Origin of the sequence: Arthrobacter sp. BL-252-APC-1A (assembly GCF_009696625.1) — a bacterium.
Lineage (GTDB): Bacteria > Actinomycetota > Actinomycetes > Actinomycetales > Micrococcaceae > Arthrobacter_B.
This window is the reverse complement of record NZ_VULS01000007.1, coordinates 176,793-192,380: the sequence shown is the minus strand read 5'-3', so window position 1 is coordinate 192,380 and position 15,588 is coordinate 176,793. Positions and strand designations below refer to the sequence as shown.

Genomic DNA, 15,588 nt, shown 5'->3' with positions numbered 1-15,588 from the left:
GAGTGATTCAGAGGGCAGGGCTGACCTGGATCTTGGCGAGCTCCGAAACTAGAGGTGAGGTCTCACGGCGGAATTCCTCATCGAGTATGACTTTCAGTCGCGCGGCAAGGACTTCCCGATAGAGGGAGGAGGCCTTCCCCAGTCCACACTCCGACCGTTGTGTCTCGGCCTCCTCAGATGGCTCAGAGACTGTGCTGTGTTCTGCAAGGAGCTGACGGATCGAGGTGTCTCGCATCTGGGTTCCGGACACCCTCCAGACCGCGTCTAGAAGGACTTTCTCCTCTTTGCTTGCGGCATCACTCCCGGCAAGTTCAATGAGCGTTGCTGCACCATATCCAAACATGCGGTCGCTGGGGGAAGCGGTCGCTTCGAGTGCCCACATGGTACGGGTCCACCATTCCTTGTTGGAATAGAAATTCCTCCGCTTCAAACGGCCCATTGTTGTCCGGTTTTCCATGCATCAGCCTCGCTCTCTGCAGTGCAGCACCTGGTATTGCCCCCCCCGGATACCCCTTCTGTCACAGCATCCAAAACAGGCCCCCGGGTCCTGAAATTATAAATGAATTTCAGGACCAGTGCGAACATCAAGAACCACTTCTAGAAAGCGATAATGGATAGTGAACCATCATTATATGTTTAAGCTTCCAAATGTCCTGATAAATGAACAGAAATGTAACTCGGTAGACATAGCGAGTTGCACAGATGGGTGTGCCAGGCCGCCCGGCGAGCCACCTAAGGGAGTTCCAGTGCCAGGATCCGCTCGGTGGTTAATAGGTTGTTAGGCTCCCAAGATGGTTGACAAAAAGATGACGAAGAGCGCAGGCGAACACTGGGTGTGCTCAGTATTGTCACGGTATGGATGGGGTGCTGCCCTGACGCGGGACGGTCTCGAACGAACGGACATCCTTGCGGTATATACGGATGGTCCCGTACGGAGCATGATCGAAGTTCAAGTCAAGTCCATACGATGGGCAGGGCGGGACGGTAGATGGCCACTGGGGGTTAAGTCGCAACAGCCATCCTTGTCCCAGCACGAGTGGTTCGTACTAGTCATGTTGGACCCTGCGGCCCCCACACTCGCGCCCCGGTCCTTTGTCGTCCCGAGGGACCACGTAGCAGCCGCGGCGTGGATCGGACACATGAACTGGCTTCACGACCCGGATGCAGCCCCGGGGAAGCGCAATGCGGGCGTGGAGCAATCCCGCGTTGGAGTCGAGACGTTCCTGGCATACGAAGACCGTTGGGAACTTCTTGGCACACGAACCGACGAGGTTAGCGTGCTGTTACCTCCGCATTACCGGGAACTCGCAACGAATCCGCGTGTGGGCTTGCCTGAAGGACACCCGTGGCACGCAAGTCTTCCACAGTGGTGAAATCTGCTGTTGTGGCAGCGGCTACCTTACCGCCAAGAGTGACATGACCATCTCAGTCGCCGACTTCCAGGCAGCAGCCTTCCGCCTCAGCGAAGCCGCCTGATCCAGACAGCAAGAAGCCCCATCCGGGTTACCCGGATGGGGCTTTCTTTTTAGAATCGCGGGACGCGCTACCCGCCTGCGTGCATCGCACGGGGTGCGTCAGAACGCTTGATCTCTTTGACTTCCGCGCTGAGCGGCAGATTCAGCTTGGCTAGCAGTTCGATCTCATGCGGCGTCTTCTTGCGTTCCTTCTCGTCAAGGATCACCTGAACCTGGGACGAGAGAATGTCCCGACGCAGCCTTCTGAGCGCTTGCGCCTTGCGGGCGGAATCCAGCGTGTGTGGCTTCTTCAATTCCGAGCCTCCTCCGTCTCTGTATCCCCATTGTCGCTGTCATTGTCTCGATCGTCCACCCCGGAATTGGCCGACTCAGCATAGTACGCTGCCGCGCGGCGACCAAGAAGTAGAGCGTCCTCGTCAGACATCTCCGGGTTTTCCGCCTTGATCGCATCCGCGAATGCCTGTGCCTCCGGTGATAAGGGATCGTCAGCGACGGGAGGCGGGGTTGTTACCTCTCGGATGAACTTGCGTTCCTCCTTGCCGGCCAGCTTGCTGGAAAGCAGCGCAGTCAGCATGGATTTGCCGTTTCGATTCATCTCCGAGTTGGCATGGATTCTGGCGTCGAGCGCCCACTCGGCCCTCCGCCACCATTCAGAGCGGGCGTCTGACCGTCTCCTCTGAATCAAAGTCCCCACCGCAATGCCCGCAGCAACCGCGCCTATCACCAGCGTGGCCACCGGTGCGAAGCTGAATGTGCTGACAAAGAAGTCCCACGTCCCGGGTTCCGGTGGCTGTGGCTGCTGTTGCTGCGGCAGTGGCCGCAGACCCTGAAGGGCCTCCGTCAGCTGATCGACCCATTCCTGGATCTGCGCTTCATCCACGCGTCATCCCCCCATGTTCGACGCCGCCCGGCTCAAGGCTCAGGCGCTCTCGTCTAATATCTGGGCTATCTTACGCAGAGCCTCGGGATCAACCTGTCCCAGGGCGCGGGCAGCGAAGTTGCGCACCTCGGCGCGGCGCATGCTGCGCAGCAGCTCCAGCTCGGCCTCGATTCGCTCGGGGAGCGGACCGTCTTCCTGCAACAGGTACTCGGGGTTCACGTCGAAGACCTCGGCGATGGCCCGCAGCGCTTCGTCCGGGACAACCTGTTCCTTGCCGCTCTTGAGCAGAGACCACCGCGTGCGCGAGATGTAGTAGCCCGATTGTTCCTGGGCCGCATCGCGGATCGCGTTGTATTCAAACGGCTGGCCGGACTCCGATCGGATCGTGTCCAGCAGCAGGTTGATCTTCCGGGCAAGGATTTCGGCACGTTTGATGCTGGCCGCCCGGTTTGGGGGAAGATCAAAGTTGTCCACTAGGTACTCCATGTCAGTCGCCTCTAAGCCGCAGGAACTCCCCGCGGCCACTAAAGTGCGAGCCAGACGCCGAACGTCCCCAAACCCCAGGCCGTTCCGGCAAGCACTTCAGCATATGTGTGCTCACGTAGTGACACACGCGTGAAACACATCAATGGCAACAATAGCAATAACCACACAAAAGCGTTGCCAAAGACCGCGACGGTCCACAGAAGACCGAAGAGCAGCACTGATACATGGGCCGAAACGTTCAGCCAGCGGCGGAAGAACGCGAGGCCGGCGTTGCCGATCATAAGCGCCGCAGCCGTGGCCGGGACCGGTTCCGGGACCGGAATCAGATAGCAGATGACGGTGCCTGCGAGCATGAGCACAGTCACCAGGTCGGTGCGCCAGTGGTCAGCCAGGCCCCGGCTGCGGAAGAATCCCTTCGTCCCCTTGAAGACGATTCCCGGAACCACTCCGAGCCCGACCAGGAGAAGAGCCGTTCCGGCCGGCGGCAGCCCTGCCCGGATACCGGCCAGGAGCAGGACCACCGCCAGGACGACCGCGGGGGCCAGGACGATGCAGAAGTACTTAGACCCCCGCAGGAGCGCTGTCGACTGAACCGTTGATGCTGTCAATTTCCGTGCCTATCTTTTCGACTGCCGCTATCTCGTCCTCGGTCAGCAGATCCGGGTTGAGCACCCGGACGTCGCCGATGAAGATCAGCCAGCGGTAGAGCTGCTTTCTGGAAGCCTTCGTCTTCAGATCAATGTGGGTCGCATCCAGGGAGTGGATGCCTTCGACGGTCCCGACCAGCCGGGCGACGACCGGCCGCAGCGTATCCAGGGCCTCCTCGCGTCGGCCGCGGGCGGCAAAGGCTGACCGGATCCGCTCGTAGGACGGCAGGATGAAGCCGGCCGCGAAGCACAGAACAGCGATGGCCACGAAGATGCGGTAGGTCAGGTACAGGCCGAAGGCCGCGTCCAGGTCCGCAGCGGCGATCCCGATCAGCAGCATTTTCATGGCCACGCCCGTGACACCGCTCAGGCAGCCGATGGCCACAATGCTCAGGCCGCGCCCGAAGGACCGGGATTCCCCGGTCTTGTCACGGCGCAGGATCTGGACGCCTGTATATAGGAGCACCAGTCCGATCCAGCCGAAGAAGCTGGCCTGGTAGGCAGCCACGGTCGGGATGTGCCCGAAGGTGTCGGTGAAGTTGGTGGCTGAGCCTGAAGTCTCCGACACCAGGAGCAGGGTTGTCTGGATGACAGCCAGCACCAGCCCCAGGCCCAGCAGCGCCTTGACGTGACCGCGGGGCTGGGACGTGGCCTGCAGCAGAAGCCGGCTGAGCTCAGTCAGCCCGGCGCCCATCAGCAGGTGGACGATCAGGTTCAGGGCGTTGACCTCGCCCAGCAGGCCGTCCAGGAAGAGATAGACCTGGTCAATGTTGAGGCTGGCAGCCAGGGCGACGAGCGCACACGCAGGCAGGATCCCCGGTTTCCACCCGAAGCGCAGGCCAATCAGGCGAATGGCGACAACTGCCCAGAGGATAAGTACGGGCAGTGTCTGAAGAGTGATCACAGGAAAGTCCGCTCAAAGTCGTTGTGGATCTCGGGCTCATTCGGCCGCAGGGCGCGGACCAGGAGATAGGCGACCCGCTCGGCGTCGCGCTCGGTTTCGTTCCAGTCGAGGGAACGGGCCAGGATACGGCGGATGCCCATGCGGCTGCCGACGTGCTTGAACATCGAGGGCATGAACGGCTCCGGGGAGCCGCAGCCGTCGTGGTTCAGGAGCATATGGCCGAATTCATGGCAGGCGGCATGTTCGCGGTGGAGCTGGGAGTCGCCGGCCGGCAGGAGGATGATCGACGCCGAGTCCTTCTCCAGCCACAGGCCCGTCACGGTCGGAATCGCCGAGGAGTCAATTTCCTTGATGATGATCGGCTTGCCGTGGGCGGAAGCCACGATGGCCACCAGCTGGTCGAAGGTGATCCGGTCACCAAGATTAAGAGCTGCTACAACTGCCTGAGGGGTCGCCCGCTCCCCATCGGCGGACTTCAAAGAACGCACTAGCCAATACCCCAATATTGCTTCACAAACGCAAAACGCATTTATATCTGATTGCTGCTCTTACTCGGATCGCGGAGGGAGACCTGACTCTGCGATGAGACAAACCGACCCCAAGCCGGCTTATCTGTGCGCGGCCCAGCCTAACCGGAAACATTCCGGTTGACCGGTTTATTGACCAGGTTGTGCCCAATCCCACAACAGACACGGTAGCTCCCGCCTGTGACATAACCCGGCGATAGAACCGTCCTAAGTGTCCTATCGGCCGAACATGGGCAACCGTTACCCATGGGCCAATATCGTCCGCATACTGGCCATTTCTGGCCACTCGACGGCTCGATTCTGCCCCCTCACGAGAGACAGCGGCCGTTTTTGGTCCAATGCTGGGCCACAACCGGCCATAGAACGGCCTCTCAGAAGGGTCTGGGTCAGTCTCTGACCAGAAGCGGCGCTGTTTCGGCCCCGAAACGGGTTTCGGGGCCGTCTCAGACGCCTGGCGGCGCACAGGGCGCTCCCTCGGAGTGCAATCGAGACCGCAAGCGCCCAAACAGTGCCCGCTTCAGGACAACCCTGGTCAAAAGCTGGCCGCGTCTGACCAGAAAGTTGCAGCCTTCGGGCTGCATTTTTTTACAGAAACGGCGCTCGTGGAGCGCCATGCCAGACAGAGGGCACGCTGAGAGGAGCGTGGTCGGGTGGGGGCGGGTAGCGATGCACCTGGTCACCTGCGCCCAGTGCTCGCCAGGTGTGCGGAGAGTCCGGTTACCTCGAGCGGACAAAGTCCCTCAAAGAGTGCTCGGTCTCGACTTTGGTCCGCTCGTGATACCCGTGTGCGGATGTCCTGCGGGGACTCCTCCGCCCACCTGGCTCACCTAGTGAAGTGGGGGTTAGGGCGGGCGCATACAGGGATGGCGCCCAGCTGTATGACAGCCGCCACCCACCCCCTCTGATGGATTCTCCAGGAACAGACAAAGCTGTTCGTTCTACCTCCGCTGAGGCAGCACGGAGGGCAGTGCTGCACCATGCGGTGCAGCTGCTGTGGAGCCGTCGCCGGAGCTCCTCCGGCTGCGCCGTCGGACCATGGGCAGCGAGCGGTGAAACGACACTGATGCGAGGTCCGGAACGGATCCGGTGAGGCCGCCGGCTGCCTCCCTCCGGGAAGGATCCGCAGAGTCTGCCGGCGATGCTGGAGCATCGTTCTGCAGTGCCTTCGGAACAGACGGCTGCAGCCGTCTGAACGGTTCGCTGCGGCCACGGTGACGCAGTGGCCACGGGCGCTGAAACAGGAGCTGTGACAGCCGCTGGAGCGGCTGCGTTTCGAGCACGCCGGCGGTCGCCGGAGAGGTCGTCAGATCAACCCCTGGCGGGGCGGGTGAACCCATTCCAGGACAAGCTTCCAACCGCTGCTGCGCAGCGCCTTCGGCAGCCCCTCGGAGCCGTCTTCGTTCCTCAGCCGTCGCCGCGGTGCCACCTCGTACGGGATCGCTGCTCCTGCGTCACAGCGCCCTGTTGGTGCGAGAAATGAAGACGGGGACTGCGTCCCCTTTTTGGGCATGAACACGGTGCCACTCCTTCGTCGGACCCCGTGACGCTGCGTTGCAGCAGTGCTTCCTACCGGGTGCCATGCACCTAAGAACCCGGTAGGAAGCAAAAGGCCCAAAACCCGCGGAAACTAGCGCCACCTCTACCCTCCCTCCTACGAGTAGGAACCATAAATGGTCGGGTAGGAAGCAGGTGGTAGGCGCTACTTTCCTCTGAAACACCAACAGAAATCTCCTCAGTCTTCCGCTAAAGCTCCAGACGTGAGGAAAGAAGAGAAAGGGCATAAGGGTTCGTGGCACCTCGCTTCGCTTCGGTGGTCGGCACAGCCGACACGAATTCGGTCACTGCGCGACCTCACCCTCCGCTGCGCTCCGGGCCCCTACTGCGTTCGCTGGCGCTCTCTTGCCCCACCAATGCTGCGCATCGTTGGGGTGCCCCTGGAGCCATCGCTGACGCGAGTGGCACCAGTAACCCACTCGGACTGTCGCCCGTCGTGGACAGACGCCTGCGACGTTGTCACAGGCGTCCAATCCCATCCGCTGACGTGACGGCCTCCCCACCCCCAGGCCAAATCGCTGTCACTCCGCTTACGCTAGTGACCGTCCGGAACGTGCTGCAGAGCATTTCGGGGAATGTGTTAGCCGTGCATGGTGCAGGAGCCCATCACGTCTCGTGGAACGGACCCGTGACCTCCTGCCGCGTACGGACGGAGATACTGTTCTAAATCATTACGGAAATCATTCCGAAATCGGCCGATGCCCAGCAGGGCAGGGCGTGGCGATCGACCCGTCCGCGGCTCCCCACAAAGCGCTGCGGTTGTGGCTGCCGAGAACCGCAGTCTCGGTGGATCTGTTCCACATAACGATGTTGGCCAACGACATGCTCACACCGCAGTCCGGCAGGCCAGGGTAACGGACCCGGTTGCTGCAGCTGAACGCGGACAAGAGCCTCTCCGAACGAGGCCGGCACAAGCTAAATGGAGTGTTCTCCCTCGATGATCCCACCGGCAGCCTCCAAGCTGCTTGGTAGATGAAGGAACAGCTCCGAACCCTGCTGATCACCGGTTCCCTCGAGGACGCGGCGGCTAAGAACGCATTTGCTGGTGCCGTGGCTCGCGCTGGGATGCCGGAAACTAATAGGCTCTACCGGACCGTTGCCGTTGATGGGCCGAGATCGAAGTTCTCATCGTTGCTGGTGCGACTACCGCGAGGGTCGAAACCAATACACCGCAATAAACGGATCAAGGGAACCGCGCGAGGCAGTCGAAGTTTGGAAAACTACAAAGTGCATATCCTCTTGAGAGTGCGGCCCGGATGGCAGCATGAGCGTTCATCTCAACAGATCATTCCCCGGTAACCGTGAAGAGCCCCACTTGATCGGCTGGGGCGACGTTCGACGTCCATCATGCGAGAGGGCCGCCCAGCGTTGGACGACCCTCTCCAAACTTAGATTGGATTCGCACCCGCAACCTGACCTTCGGCAAATGCTGCTTTCAGAGTCGGTGGACTGTCAGGAACGTCCGAAGGGGTACCTGCTCAGCTCTTTCAGGCATGCCATTCTCTGCGCCGGTCATCAGCCTTTGACCGCAAACTATGGACAGCCAGAGCCAGCGCCACGAGACTTCCGATCACGGGGACGAACACAGCCGCCAGAAGCGCCAATATTGTCTGAGCAGTTCGGTCTCTCCCAAATAGGAACAGGGCAGCAACGACGCCAGTAATCCAAATTGTAGTAATGAATACTTCAAGTCCATTAAGCTCAAACATGTTTATGGGTTCCAAGTCGCTTCGATGTTTCCATAGCCGTTGACCCTAATGCCCTGATACCCGTACTGGGTCTGCTGGAGGGGGCGAGCGATGGACCATGCTGTCTCACACGTGAGTTTTCCATTGCCGTATATAGTGTAGCTCGTTCCCTGGATAGTGCGCAGCGGCACGTGGTTTGTGTAGTTCGCATAGCATGCATTGTGAGACACAACGCGGCCACCGCTGGTGTTGTAATTAACAGTCGTGCGTACCTCCGCATATCGGAGACCGAGAATCGTCCAATACGCTTCAGTCCACGCGTTTCGCCGCGTTGTTGCCATTGTAGTCGCGCCGCGTTCCGCTAGAGTTCCCAGTGATGTCGCAGGGACGCTTACCTCTTCATAATCGAGCAGCGGCGATATTTCCTTCGCATCTTCTGTGGTGGAGATACTGTCCACCCTCGGGTCTGACAGCACATGAATTACCTCAGCCTGTTGCTCGGCGCTAAGAGCTTCCCACTTCTTCACCTCGGATGCTGGAAGATTCTCAACAAAGCTCTCGCCAAATTGTTCAATGTTCATCTCAGTGTCTGTTGCTGCATGCACTCCATCAGGATTCGCCTGTGCGGGCGCAGCACCTGCCAGCAGCGCAACTGACAATGTTGCGGCCGTGATGCTGCCGGTCACCATGGAACTCCAAGACATTATTTCCCCCAATTTTTATGAATAGTCTCAGCGTCGTTGCTGTCGACATTTTGGTGACTTTACTGCATAATTTGTCAAGATCAAACCCCATGCTAGAGATTAACGGAAAGATGGGCGATGCTGGCATCCCCCATTGACAAGCGCGAGTCCTTCATGGGAGGTACTCTCAGACTTCTGTGGATCCGACCATAACTGTGATTGACTCCGTCGGCAGTTGCAGGGCGCATCGGAGCTCTTGGTGCATGACCGACAACATCACCCACGACTCTTCGACCGTTTCGCATTCTAGGCCGCCCAGTGTCTGCGGTTTTGGTCTTGCGACGGGCACCTCTGCCTTGACTGGGATTCGCTGTCGTAGAGGACTTGTCTTCCGTGTGACCGGAATCTCCTGGCGTATCCACCCACTGCCATCGCCGAAGGGTGACGCTGCCCGGATGAGCTGACGTGTAGCCCGCGGAGAGGGAGAAACGATGCACCGGGAGGAAAAGCGGTTGTCAGCGGAGTATCAGATGCCTGTGCGCAGCTTCGATTTCCAGTCCGATGTCACCACGTGCGGTGCCGTGTTCAGTTATCAACGTCATCTAACAACGTCATCGATGAATAACCCCGCCCTGAGCTGACGATCGTCCCTTGCCGGTCCTTCAAGGCCAACAATGGGGTCGCGATGCTGGCGGTCATCATCACGGAGACCAGCATTGAACCGGCCTGCATCCGGCATGATGACGGCCCGGAATTCACAGCAGGGGCACTCACCGACGGACGCGTTCTCGGGGACGACGCTGGATGCATCCGTCGCGACCTAAATCTTCGGCGTGAGACGGACACTATCCGCGACAGCCCCCCAATCGGCAATGCGTCGCCCTTTTCCGACAGGACGAATCGACACGCTCACGAGGAAGTCAACGACGGACCGGCGACGAGCGAGAGTAGCTGACTCCCACCAGGCTCGGACATCCTCGACACCCACCAAATCGGCAAAAGGATTCCGGCTGGTGACCCTGGTGATTTCCTCGTCAAGTGTCCTCAGCTGGCCTTCCAGATCATTGAGCCGATCTTCCGCGTCCGCAAGCCGGGCGGGGTCGTCATCAATAAGTCTGAAGACGTTCTTTCGGCTTGCTCGAAGTGCGTCGCGACGGTTGTGCAGCGTGGAGATGTCCTCCCCATCAGGTTGGGCAACTAGCAGGGTCACAGCATCGGGCTCCGACAAGCGGGCGACGCACATGGCGGCGACGTAGTCGTCGATGACGTCCCCATTCCGCATGAAGTGGCCGTTTACGCATCTGTAGGTGTGATAGAGCTGGCTGGGAGCGGTGCCACTGCCGTCCTTGCGGGCTGTAGGATGCGTCCTGCCGCGCGCTGATCGAACGGGTTCGCTGCAGACGGAGCAGACAGCCAGTCCGGAGAGCAGCCACCTGCGGGCGGTGCCGTTGTGATTAGGTTTGACACCAACCAGTCGCCCACGAGCTGCGATCAACTGTTCTAGCCCCACGATGGCCTCCCACGCGCCGGGAGTACATGCCTCAAGGTCGATGTTCGCCAGGGAGTGTTTCCCGGTGGGCTGGGCTGGAGGCAGCTGGGCGGCATAGAAGGGATTCATGAGGATTCGACGTACGAGGTCGGACCGCCACCGTGCTCCCCTCCTTGTTGACCGACCGGCATCGTTGAGATCGCGAGCAATTTGTCCGAGCGGTGCCCCTGCCAGGAACTCGGTGAAGATCCTGCGAACGTCGGAAGCTTCAGGCTCATCTATGGCGTAGCGGCTGTTTATCAGCCCTCGGTCGGATGCCGGCACCCATCGGTATCCGTGCGGTGTCAACCCTGCGCTCGGATGGCCTTCCTTTCGGCGCTCTGCGGCGTAACGGGCTGCACGCGCGGCCTTGATCTTGACCTCACGTTCTGCGAGGAGCACGAGCTGCTTGAGCATGAAGTCATCGATGTCAGTGTCGATGCCCTCACGAATTACGACCACTCTCATGTCGCGGCGGGGAGGACATACGTCGAGGACATCGGTGAGGCTGCGCGTAAGCCGCGATGTTTCTGTCACCAGCAATACGTCGAAGGTACCGGCATCAAATTCCTGGAGCATCTTGGACCAGTCCGTCTTCGGTCCACGGGCTTTGCTGGCGCCGGTATCGTTGTCCCGGAACTCGGCCACTACCCGCCAATTCCGCCGGACTGCCTCCTTCCGGCAATCATCCAGCTGCTGGACGATGCCCTGATCGACGTCCTCTGATTGGCGAGCGTAAATGGCGATGCGAGGACGAGGGGCCGTTGTGGGAGACATGCGTCACATCCTACGCCGAAGTACGCTTTTGTCCATGCACGGGCGCAAGGGTGGCGATCGCGTATTCAGCAGTCGCCATGCCCGCTTCGCGGTCCTGCAGGTCATTAGCCTGCTGCCTGGGGCGCAGCGGTATCACCCGTGCCAGGGGAACTCCGCCCTCGGCTTCCGGCCCGGGAGGTACGGTGCGTGGCTGACCGGCCAGGGCGAAGCCTCGGGTTCCGGCGGTGTGCTCCAACGCCGCCGCCGGCTCTGCTGTCCTCGTCTGGACGGCAGCGCCCTGATCCACGGTCCGGTCAGCGGGGTGTTGAACGGCCTCTGACCGCGGGCCTTCCTGGTCTCCCGTGAACAGCGGTGAAGGGTCATACGGCATGACAGACATAGGGTGCTCCTTGTGGTGCTGTGTAATTGGATGATGTGCGTCCGGGAGCCTCTCATTCCTGGACGCTGCGTCGATTCTGGCCGCTCGTCGCTGCAGGCCCCACGGGTTGGCCCCGTGTTCTGGATAAGTCCTGCAAGCCGCAGCCGTTGTGGAGGAGCAACGGATCTAGAACGAGGGCAGAAGCGTCAGGAGCAGAGGTACAACCGTCAGACAGATAAATGACGGCAAGGCGCAGAGTCCGAGCGGGAGCACCAGGTGGACACCCAGGGACGCTGCACGCCGTTCCGCTTCGCGGGCCTTCCGCCGGCGCAGCTGCGTAGCCTGGGCATGAAGCACGGCGGCAGACGGTGCTCCGCTGGTAGCCGCGAACGCCAGGGAACTCTGTAATGCTTCGGCTGCCGGGACGCTGACGGCGGCACCGCGTCCGGAGCTTTCTTCGGCCCGAAGCACCAGTTCCCAGGATTCATGCCAGCCCGCTCCAAGCTCCAGGGCCGTCACTACACGAGCGAGGATCCGTCCGAGTCCCGGTTCGGCCACCTCGCTGAGTGCACGCATCCCGGCAGGCAGGGGACGGCCTGCCGTCAGCATCGCGGCCATGAGGTCAAGCATGAGCGCGGGATCTGAGACGCCGCGTCCAGCATCCCCGCGGGCGCCGCCGTCCGACGGATGACGGCCCGTGAAACTGTGCCGGACAGCTCGGGGGACCGAGGTACCGCTGATCCCCCAGAGCACCGCTGCAGCGCCCGCCAGAAGTATGCTGACCGCCAGCCCGCTCATCGCAGTTCCACGCTCTTCACTGCATTTCCGAGCCAGTTGCCCGCCGCACCAGAACCTTTGACCAGATGCGCGCCGCGATAGCGAGCACAGTTCCGGTGCCCGCAGCAGCCCAGCCCGCAGGGCTTTGCGTCAGCACTGACAGCGGCTCCGCGCCCAGGGCGTAGCCGAGTCCAAGTCCACCGACCGGGAGCCAGGTGAGCAGACGGGCTGTCGCCTTCGGCCCGGCCAGAGCTGTCGCCCTCGCTGCCCGGGAATCCAGTGAGCCTTCCAGCCCCTTGGCGTACCGGGCGAGGATCTTTGCCAGCGGAGCACCGCTGTGCTCGGCGGTATGTACACACGCTGCGAGATCGTTCCACACTGAAGCCTCCAGTCCGCGCGCCGACAGGGCTGCATCACGGAGCGCGGATACCGGGCTTAGTCCCAGTTCGGCTGCGCGCGCAGCTGACTCCAGGACGCCCGCGGTGTCGGCGTCACCCCCGTCCCGGCTCAGGGCTGCTGCATCTGACCAGAGATCAGCCGGGGTGCGTCCGGCAGCCAGAAGACCCGCCAGCTGGTGAACCAGCAGCGGCAGCCGGTGCAGCGCCTCGTCCTGCTTCATTGCCCGGATTCCAGGCCGAAACCCGGATCCCGCTAACCGGCTCCTCCCGCGGGACCCCGGTCGGCCGGCCGGAGGGGTGTGCCCAATGCTCTTACGTTTCCCCTCTACCAGGACCTGCCCGGGACGGGTCAGCAGGAGCGTCCAGGCCGCTGCCAGCAGCAGCCCTGTCAGTGCCCCGCTCATACCGCGGGCTGCCGGAGCCCTGTCCCTGTGCAGATCACCGTCTCCCTTTCGCTTCCAGCCTCATCACGAGCCGTTCCCACCCTTCCCGCCGCAGCATTCCTCCGGAACTCAAAGACAAAGCCGGAAGAGCCAGCAGCCCGCCCTCCGTGGAAGTCGTCAGCACGGAAATTCCGGCTACGCGGCGGCCCTCCGCCGAACGTTCCAAGTGAACGACCGCGTCCAGCGCCCCTGCCGCCTGCATCGCCAGCGCCCGGGGGCTCATGCCGGCCAGGGCTCCCAGCGCAGCCAGACGCGCCGGTACGGTAGCCGCTGAGTTGGCGTGTATGGTGCCGCCTGCGCCGTCGTGCCCGGTGTTCATGGCCGCCAGCAGCTCCCTCACTTCTGCGCCCCTGCATTCGCCGACGATCAGGCGGTCCGGCCGCATGCGCATCGCCTGTCTCACCAGGTCCGGCAGATCGACTTTCCCCGCGCCCTCGACGTTCGTGTGACGGCTTTGAAGTCCCACCACATGCGGGTGTGCCGGGTCCAGTTCGGCGGCGTCTTCGATGAGGACGATTCGCTCTGCGGGGTCACTGAGTGAAAGCAGACTGGAGAGAAGGGTGGTCTTGCCTGTTCCGGTAGCACCGCTGATAAGGAAGTTCAGCCGGCCGGCAACGATGTCGCGGAGAACCCGGGCGCTAACACCGTCCAGCATGCCTCCGGCTTCCAGCGCTTCAAGCGGGAAACTGCGCGGAGATCGCAGCCGGATGGAGAGCAGCGTGGAGCCTGTGGACACCGGCGGCAGCACTGCATGCACCCGGTAGCTGCCGAGCTGCACATCCATGCAGGGGCAGCTGTCGTCGAGCCTCCGTCCGCCGGCCGCGATCAGCCGGGAGGCCAGGGCCTGGACCTCGGTGTCCGAACCGAAGCGAATCCCGGCACGCTGCAGTCCCTGGCCGGTGTCTGTCCAGACTTCCTCAGGTCCATTGACCAGGATGTCCGTCAGGCCCGGAAGCGCGAGAAGAGGCTGAAGGGGACCCAGTCCCTGCAGATCCGCACGGACCCGGTCCACGGCGCGGAGTGCTCCTTCAGCGCCGAGCAGCCGTCCGCTGGCCCGTACCGCCTGCGCCAGTGAAGCACCGGTGACGGCCGTATCCCCTGACAGGACGTCGGCGCGGACCTGGGTCACCAGGCCGGCACCGTAGCCGGGGGGCGCGGCAGCCGGAGCCGTGCCCCGATGCACCCTTCGGCCGGTCATGGCGCCGTCAGCGGATCAAGTGCCGCCAGGATGCCGGCCAGTGCACGCCGCAGTCTCCTGCGCCGTACCCGCAGCAGCTGCCCGTCATCCTGGGCGGAGTTCAGCGAACGGGCCCAGGGCAGATAACCAGCCAGTGGCAGGTCAAGGAGGGCTGCCACTCGGACTTCGTCAAGACCCTCAGCCATTGGTCCCCTGACCACTGCCCATACCGGTGGAATGCGGTCTCCCAGCGACGCATACCAGGACCGTGCAGAGAGCAGCCGCCCGGGCTGTCCCGCAGCTACCGCCAGTACGGCATCACATTGCTCCAGTGCGGGTGAGCCTGGGGCCGGGCTGGTTCCCAGATCCAGAATGGTCAACCCGTAGCTGCCCCGCGCCGCCTGCAGCACCGTGGGCAGCACCTCCAGCCCCAGGCGCCCGGGCGGGGCCTCTCCGGCAGGATGCGCGAGCAGGGAGAAGGACCCGATGCCGGGCAGGGCCGAGGCGAGCTGCTGCGGGTTCACTGTCCCCCGCACATCTGCCAGGTCCCGCCACCGGAGCCCCGAAGTGTATTCGGCCCCCAGACGGTGCTCCAGACCAGCGCCCGCGGGATCGCCGTCGGCAAGCAGGACCGTGTGGCCTGCAGACGCAGCTTCCTGGGCCAGCAGACAGGCAAGGGTGGACCCACCGGAGCCGCCAAAGGTTCCGGCGACTCCGATGACACGCCCCGCCGGTCCATGGCTGCGTGCAAGGTATTCCGCCAGCCACGCGCTGCCTTCCGGCAGCACCACCACACGGTCGGCTCCTGCCTGAGCTGCCTGTGTCCATGGCTGGTCGGATGCGTACCCAACACAGACCGTCTCAGGTCCACGGCGGGTGAAGAGCCCTGCTCCCCCGGTTCCGCGAAGGCCAAGCCGGTCCACCAGCACGATGCCTGGGCGGCTCTGCTCGGCTTCTGCCAGCGTTTCCGCGAGCACCAGGTCCACCCCGGCAGCAACTGAAATCCGTGCCACCTCATCCTGCAGTTGCTGCTCCGCCGGACGTACCAGCACAACACTTTCGTCCGGCGGGAGGGCTGCTGACGTAACTTGTGCCTCTCGCGGCTGCGGGCCGGGACGCCAGAACAATGTGTCGGTCATGGCCACAGACTCCACCCTGCGGCCCGTGCAGAGGCTGCGAAACCCGGGCGTTGTTGAGCCCGCGCCTTCGGAAACAGTGCAGGGGCAGGGAGTGGAGGAGGGGTGCAGCGGCGGTGCGTCAGGAAACGTCACCGGCGCAGGACAGAA

General features: G+C 62.4%; 14 protein-coding genes and 1 pseudogene. 1 reads left to right on the top strand and 14 read right to left on the bottom strand.

Translation table 11 applies throughout. The features are described 5' to 3' along the window. Nucleotides 1-7 precede the first annotated feature (7 nt). The 8 genes from FYJ28_RS12290 to FYJ28_RS12255 form a co-directional block, all read right to left on the bottom strand. Nucleotides 8-457: a hypothetical protein gene (locus FYJ28_RS12290; protein ID WP_154579472.1), complete on the bottom strand. Its 450-nt coding sequence runs from the start codon at nucleotides 455-457 to the stop codon at nucleotides 8-10. Between the two features lie 1,086 nt (nucleotides 458-1,543). Beyond that, complete coding sequence (locus tag FYJ28_RS12285; protein ID WP_055239123.1) at nucleotides 1,544-1,768, bottom strand: hypothetical protein; 225 nt, start codon at nucleotides 1,766-1,768, stop codon at nucleotides 1,544-1,546. Beyond that, the gene (locus tag FYJ28_RS12280; RefSeq protein WP_055239122.1) at nucleotides 1,765-2,355 is read right to left on the bottom strand and encodes a hypothetical protein; all 591 of its coding nucleotides are present in this window, start codon (nucleotides 2,353-2,355) and stop codon (nucleotides 1,765-1,767) included. The genes FYJ28_RS12285 and FYJ28_RS12280 overlap by 4 nt, the downstream gene beginning before the upstream one ends. 39 nt (nucleotides 2,356-2,394) lie before the next feature. Then, nucleotides 2,395-2,841, bottom strand: a complete 447-nt coding sequence (locus FYJ28_RS17385; protein ID WP_229780431.1) for a hypothetical protein — start codon at nucleotides 2,839-2,841, stop codon at nucleotides 2,395-2,397. Nucleotides 2,842-2,879: 38 nt separating this feature from the next. Beyond that, complete coding sequence (locus tag FYJ28_RS12270; RefSeq protein ID WP_154579471.1) at nucleotides 2,880-3,449, bottom strand: hypothetical protein; 570 nt, start codon at nucleotides 3,447-3,449, stop codon at nucleotides 2,880-2,882. Then, a complete protein-coding gene (locus tag FYJ28_RS12265; protein ID WP_154579470.1) occupies nucleotides 3,403-4,392 on the bottom strand; it encodes a hypothetical protein in 990 nt (329 codons plus the stop codon). Before FYJ28_RS12265 ends, FYJ28_RS12270 begins: the two co-directional genes overlap by 47 nt. Next, nucleotides 4,389-4,880: a hypothetical protein gene (locus tag FYJ28_RS12260; protein WP_154579469.1), complete on the bottom strand. Its 492-nt coding sequence runs from the start codon at nucleotides 4,878-4,880 to the stop codon at nucleotides 4,389-4,391. Before FYJ28_RS12260 ends, FYJ28_RS12265 begins: the two co-directional genes overlap by 4 nt. A 3,304-nt stretch (nucleotides 4,881-8,184) precedes the next feature. After that, nucleotides 8,185-8,847: a hypothetical protein gene (locus FYJ28_RS12255; RefSeq protein ID WP_154579468.1), complete on the bottom strand. Its 663-nt coding sequence runs from the start codon at nucleotides 8,845-8,847 to the stop codon at nucleotides 8,185-8,187. Nucleotides 8,848-9,344: 497 nt separating this feature from the next. Here FYJ28_RS12255 and FYJ28_RS17380 point away from each other — a divergent pair. Continuing rightward, nucleotides 9,345-9,622: pseudogene (locus FYJ28_RS17380) on the top strand (IS3 family transposase); the annotation flags it as partial. A gap of 42 nt (nucleotides 9,623-9,664) precedes the next feature. Here FYJ28_RS17380 and FYJ28_RS12250 read toward each other — a convergent pair. The 6 genes from FYJ28_RS12250 to ssd form a co-directional block, all read right to left on the bottom strand. Further along, complete coding sequence (locus FYJ28_RS12250; RefSeq protein ID WP_154579467.1) at nucleotides 9,665-11,149, bottom strand: recombinase family protein; 1,485 nt, start codon at nucleotides 11,147-11,149, stop codon at nucleotides 9,665-9,667. A gap of 10 nt (nucleotides 11,150-11,159) precedes the next feature. After that, nucleotides 11,160-11,528 carry a DUF4244 domain-containing protein gene (locus FYJ28_RS12245; RefSeq protein WP_154579466.1) on the bottom strand — a complete coding sequence of 123 codons (369 nt, stop codon included), beginning with the start codon at nucleotides 11,526-11,528 and terminating at the stop codon, nucleotides 11,160-11,162. 165 nt (nucleotides 11,529-11,693) lie between these two features. Then, nucleotides 11,694-12,305, bottom strand: coding sequence for a type II secretion system F family protein (locus FYJ28_RS12240; protein WP_154579465.1), 612 nt, complete (start codon nucleotides 12,303-12,305; stop codon nucleotides 11,694-11,696). 16 nt (nucleotides 12,306-12,321) lie between these two features. Next, entirely contained in the window at nucleotides 12,322-12,903 is a 582-nt protein-coding gene (locus FYJ28_RS12235) for a type II secretion system F family protein (RefSeq protein ID WP_154579464.1), read from the bottom strand. Nucleotides 12,904-13,120: 217 nt separating this feature from the next. Further along, nucleotides 13,121-14,323 carry a TadA family conjugal transfer-associated ATPase gene (locus FYJ28_RS12230; protein ID WP_154579463.1) on the bottom strand — a complete coding sequence of 401 codons (1,203 nt, stop codon included), beginning with the start codon at nucleotides 14,321-14,323 and terminating at the stop codon, nucleotides 13,121-13,123. Then, entirely contained in the window at nucleotides 14,320-15,441 is a 1,122-nt protein-coding gene (gene ssd, locus FYJ28_RS12225; RefSeq protein WP_195840666.1) for a septum site-determining protein Ssd, read from the bottom strand. Before ssd ends, FYJ28_RS12230 begins: the two co-directional genes overlap by 4 nt. Nucleotides 15,442-15,588: the final 147 nt, after the last annotated feature.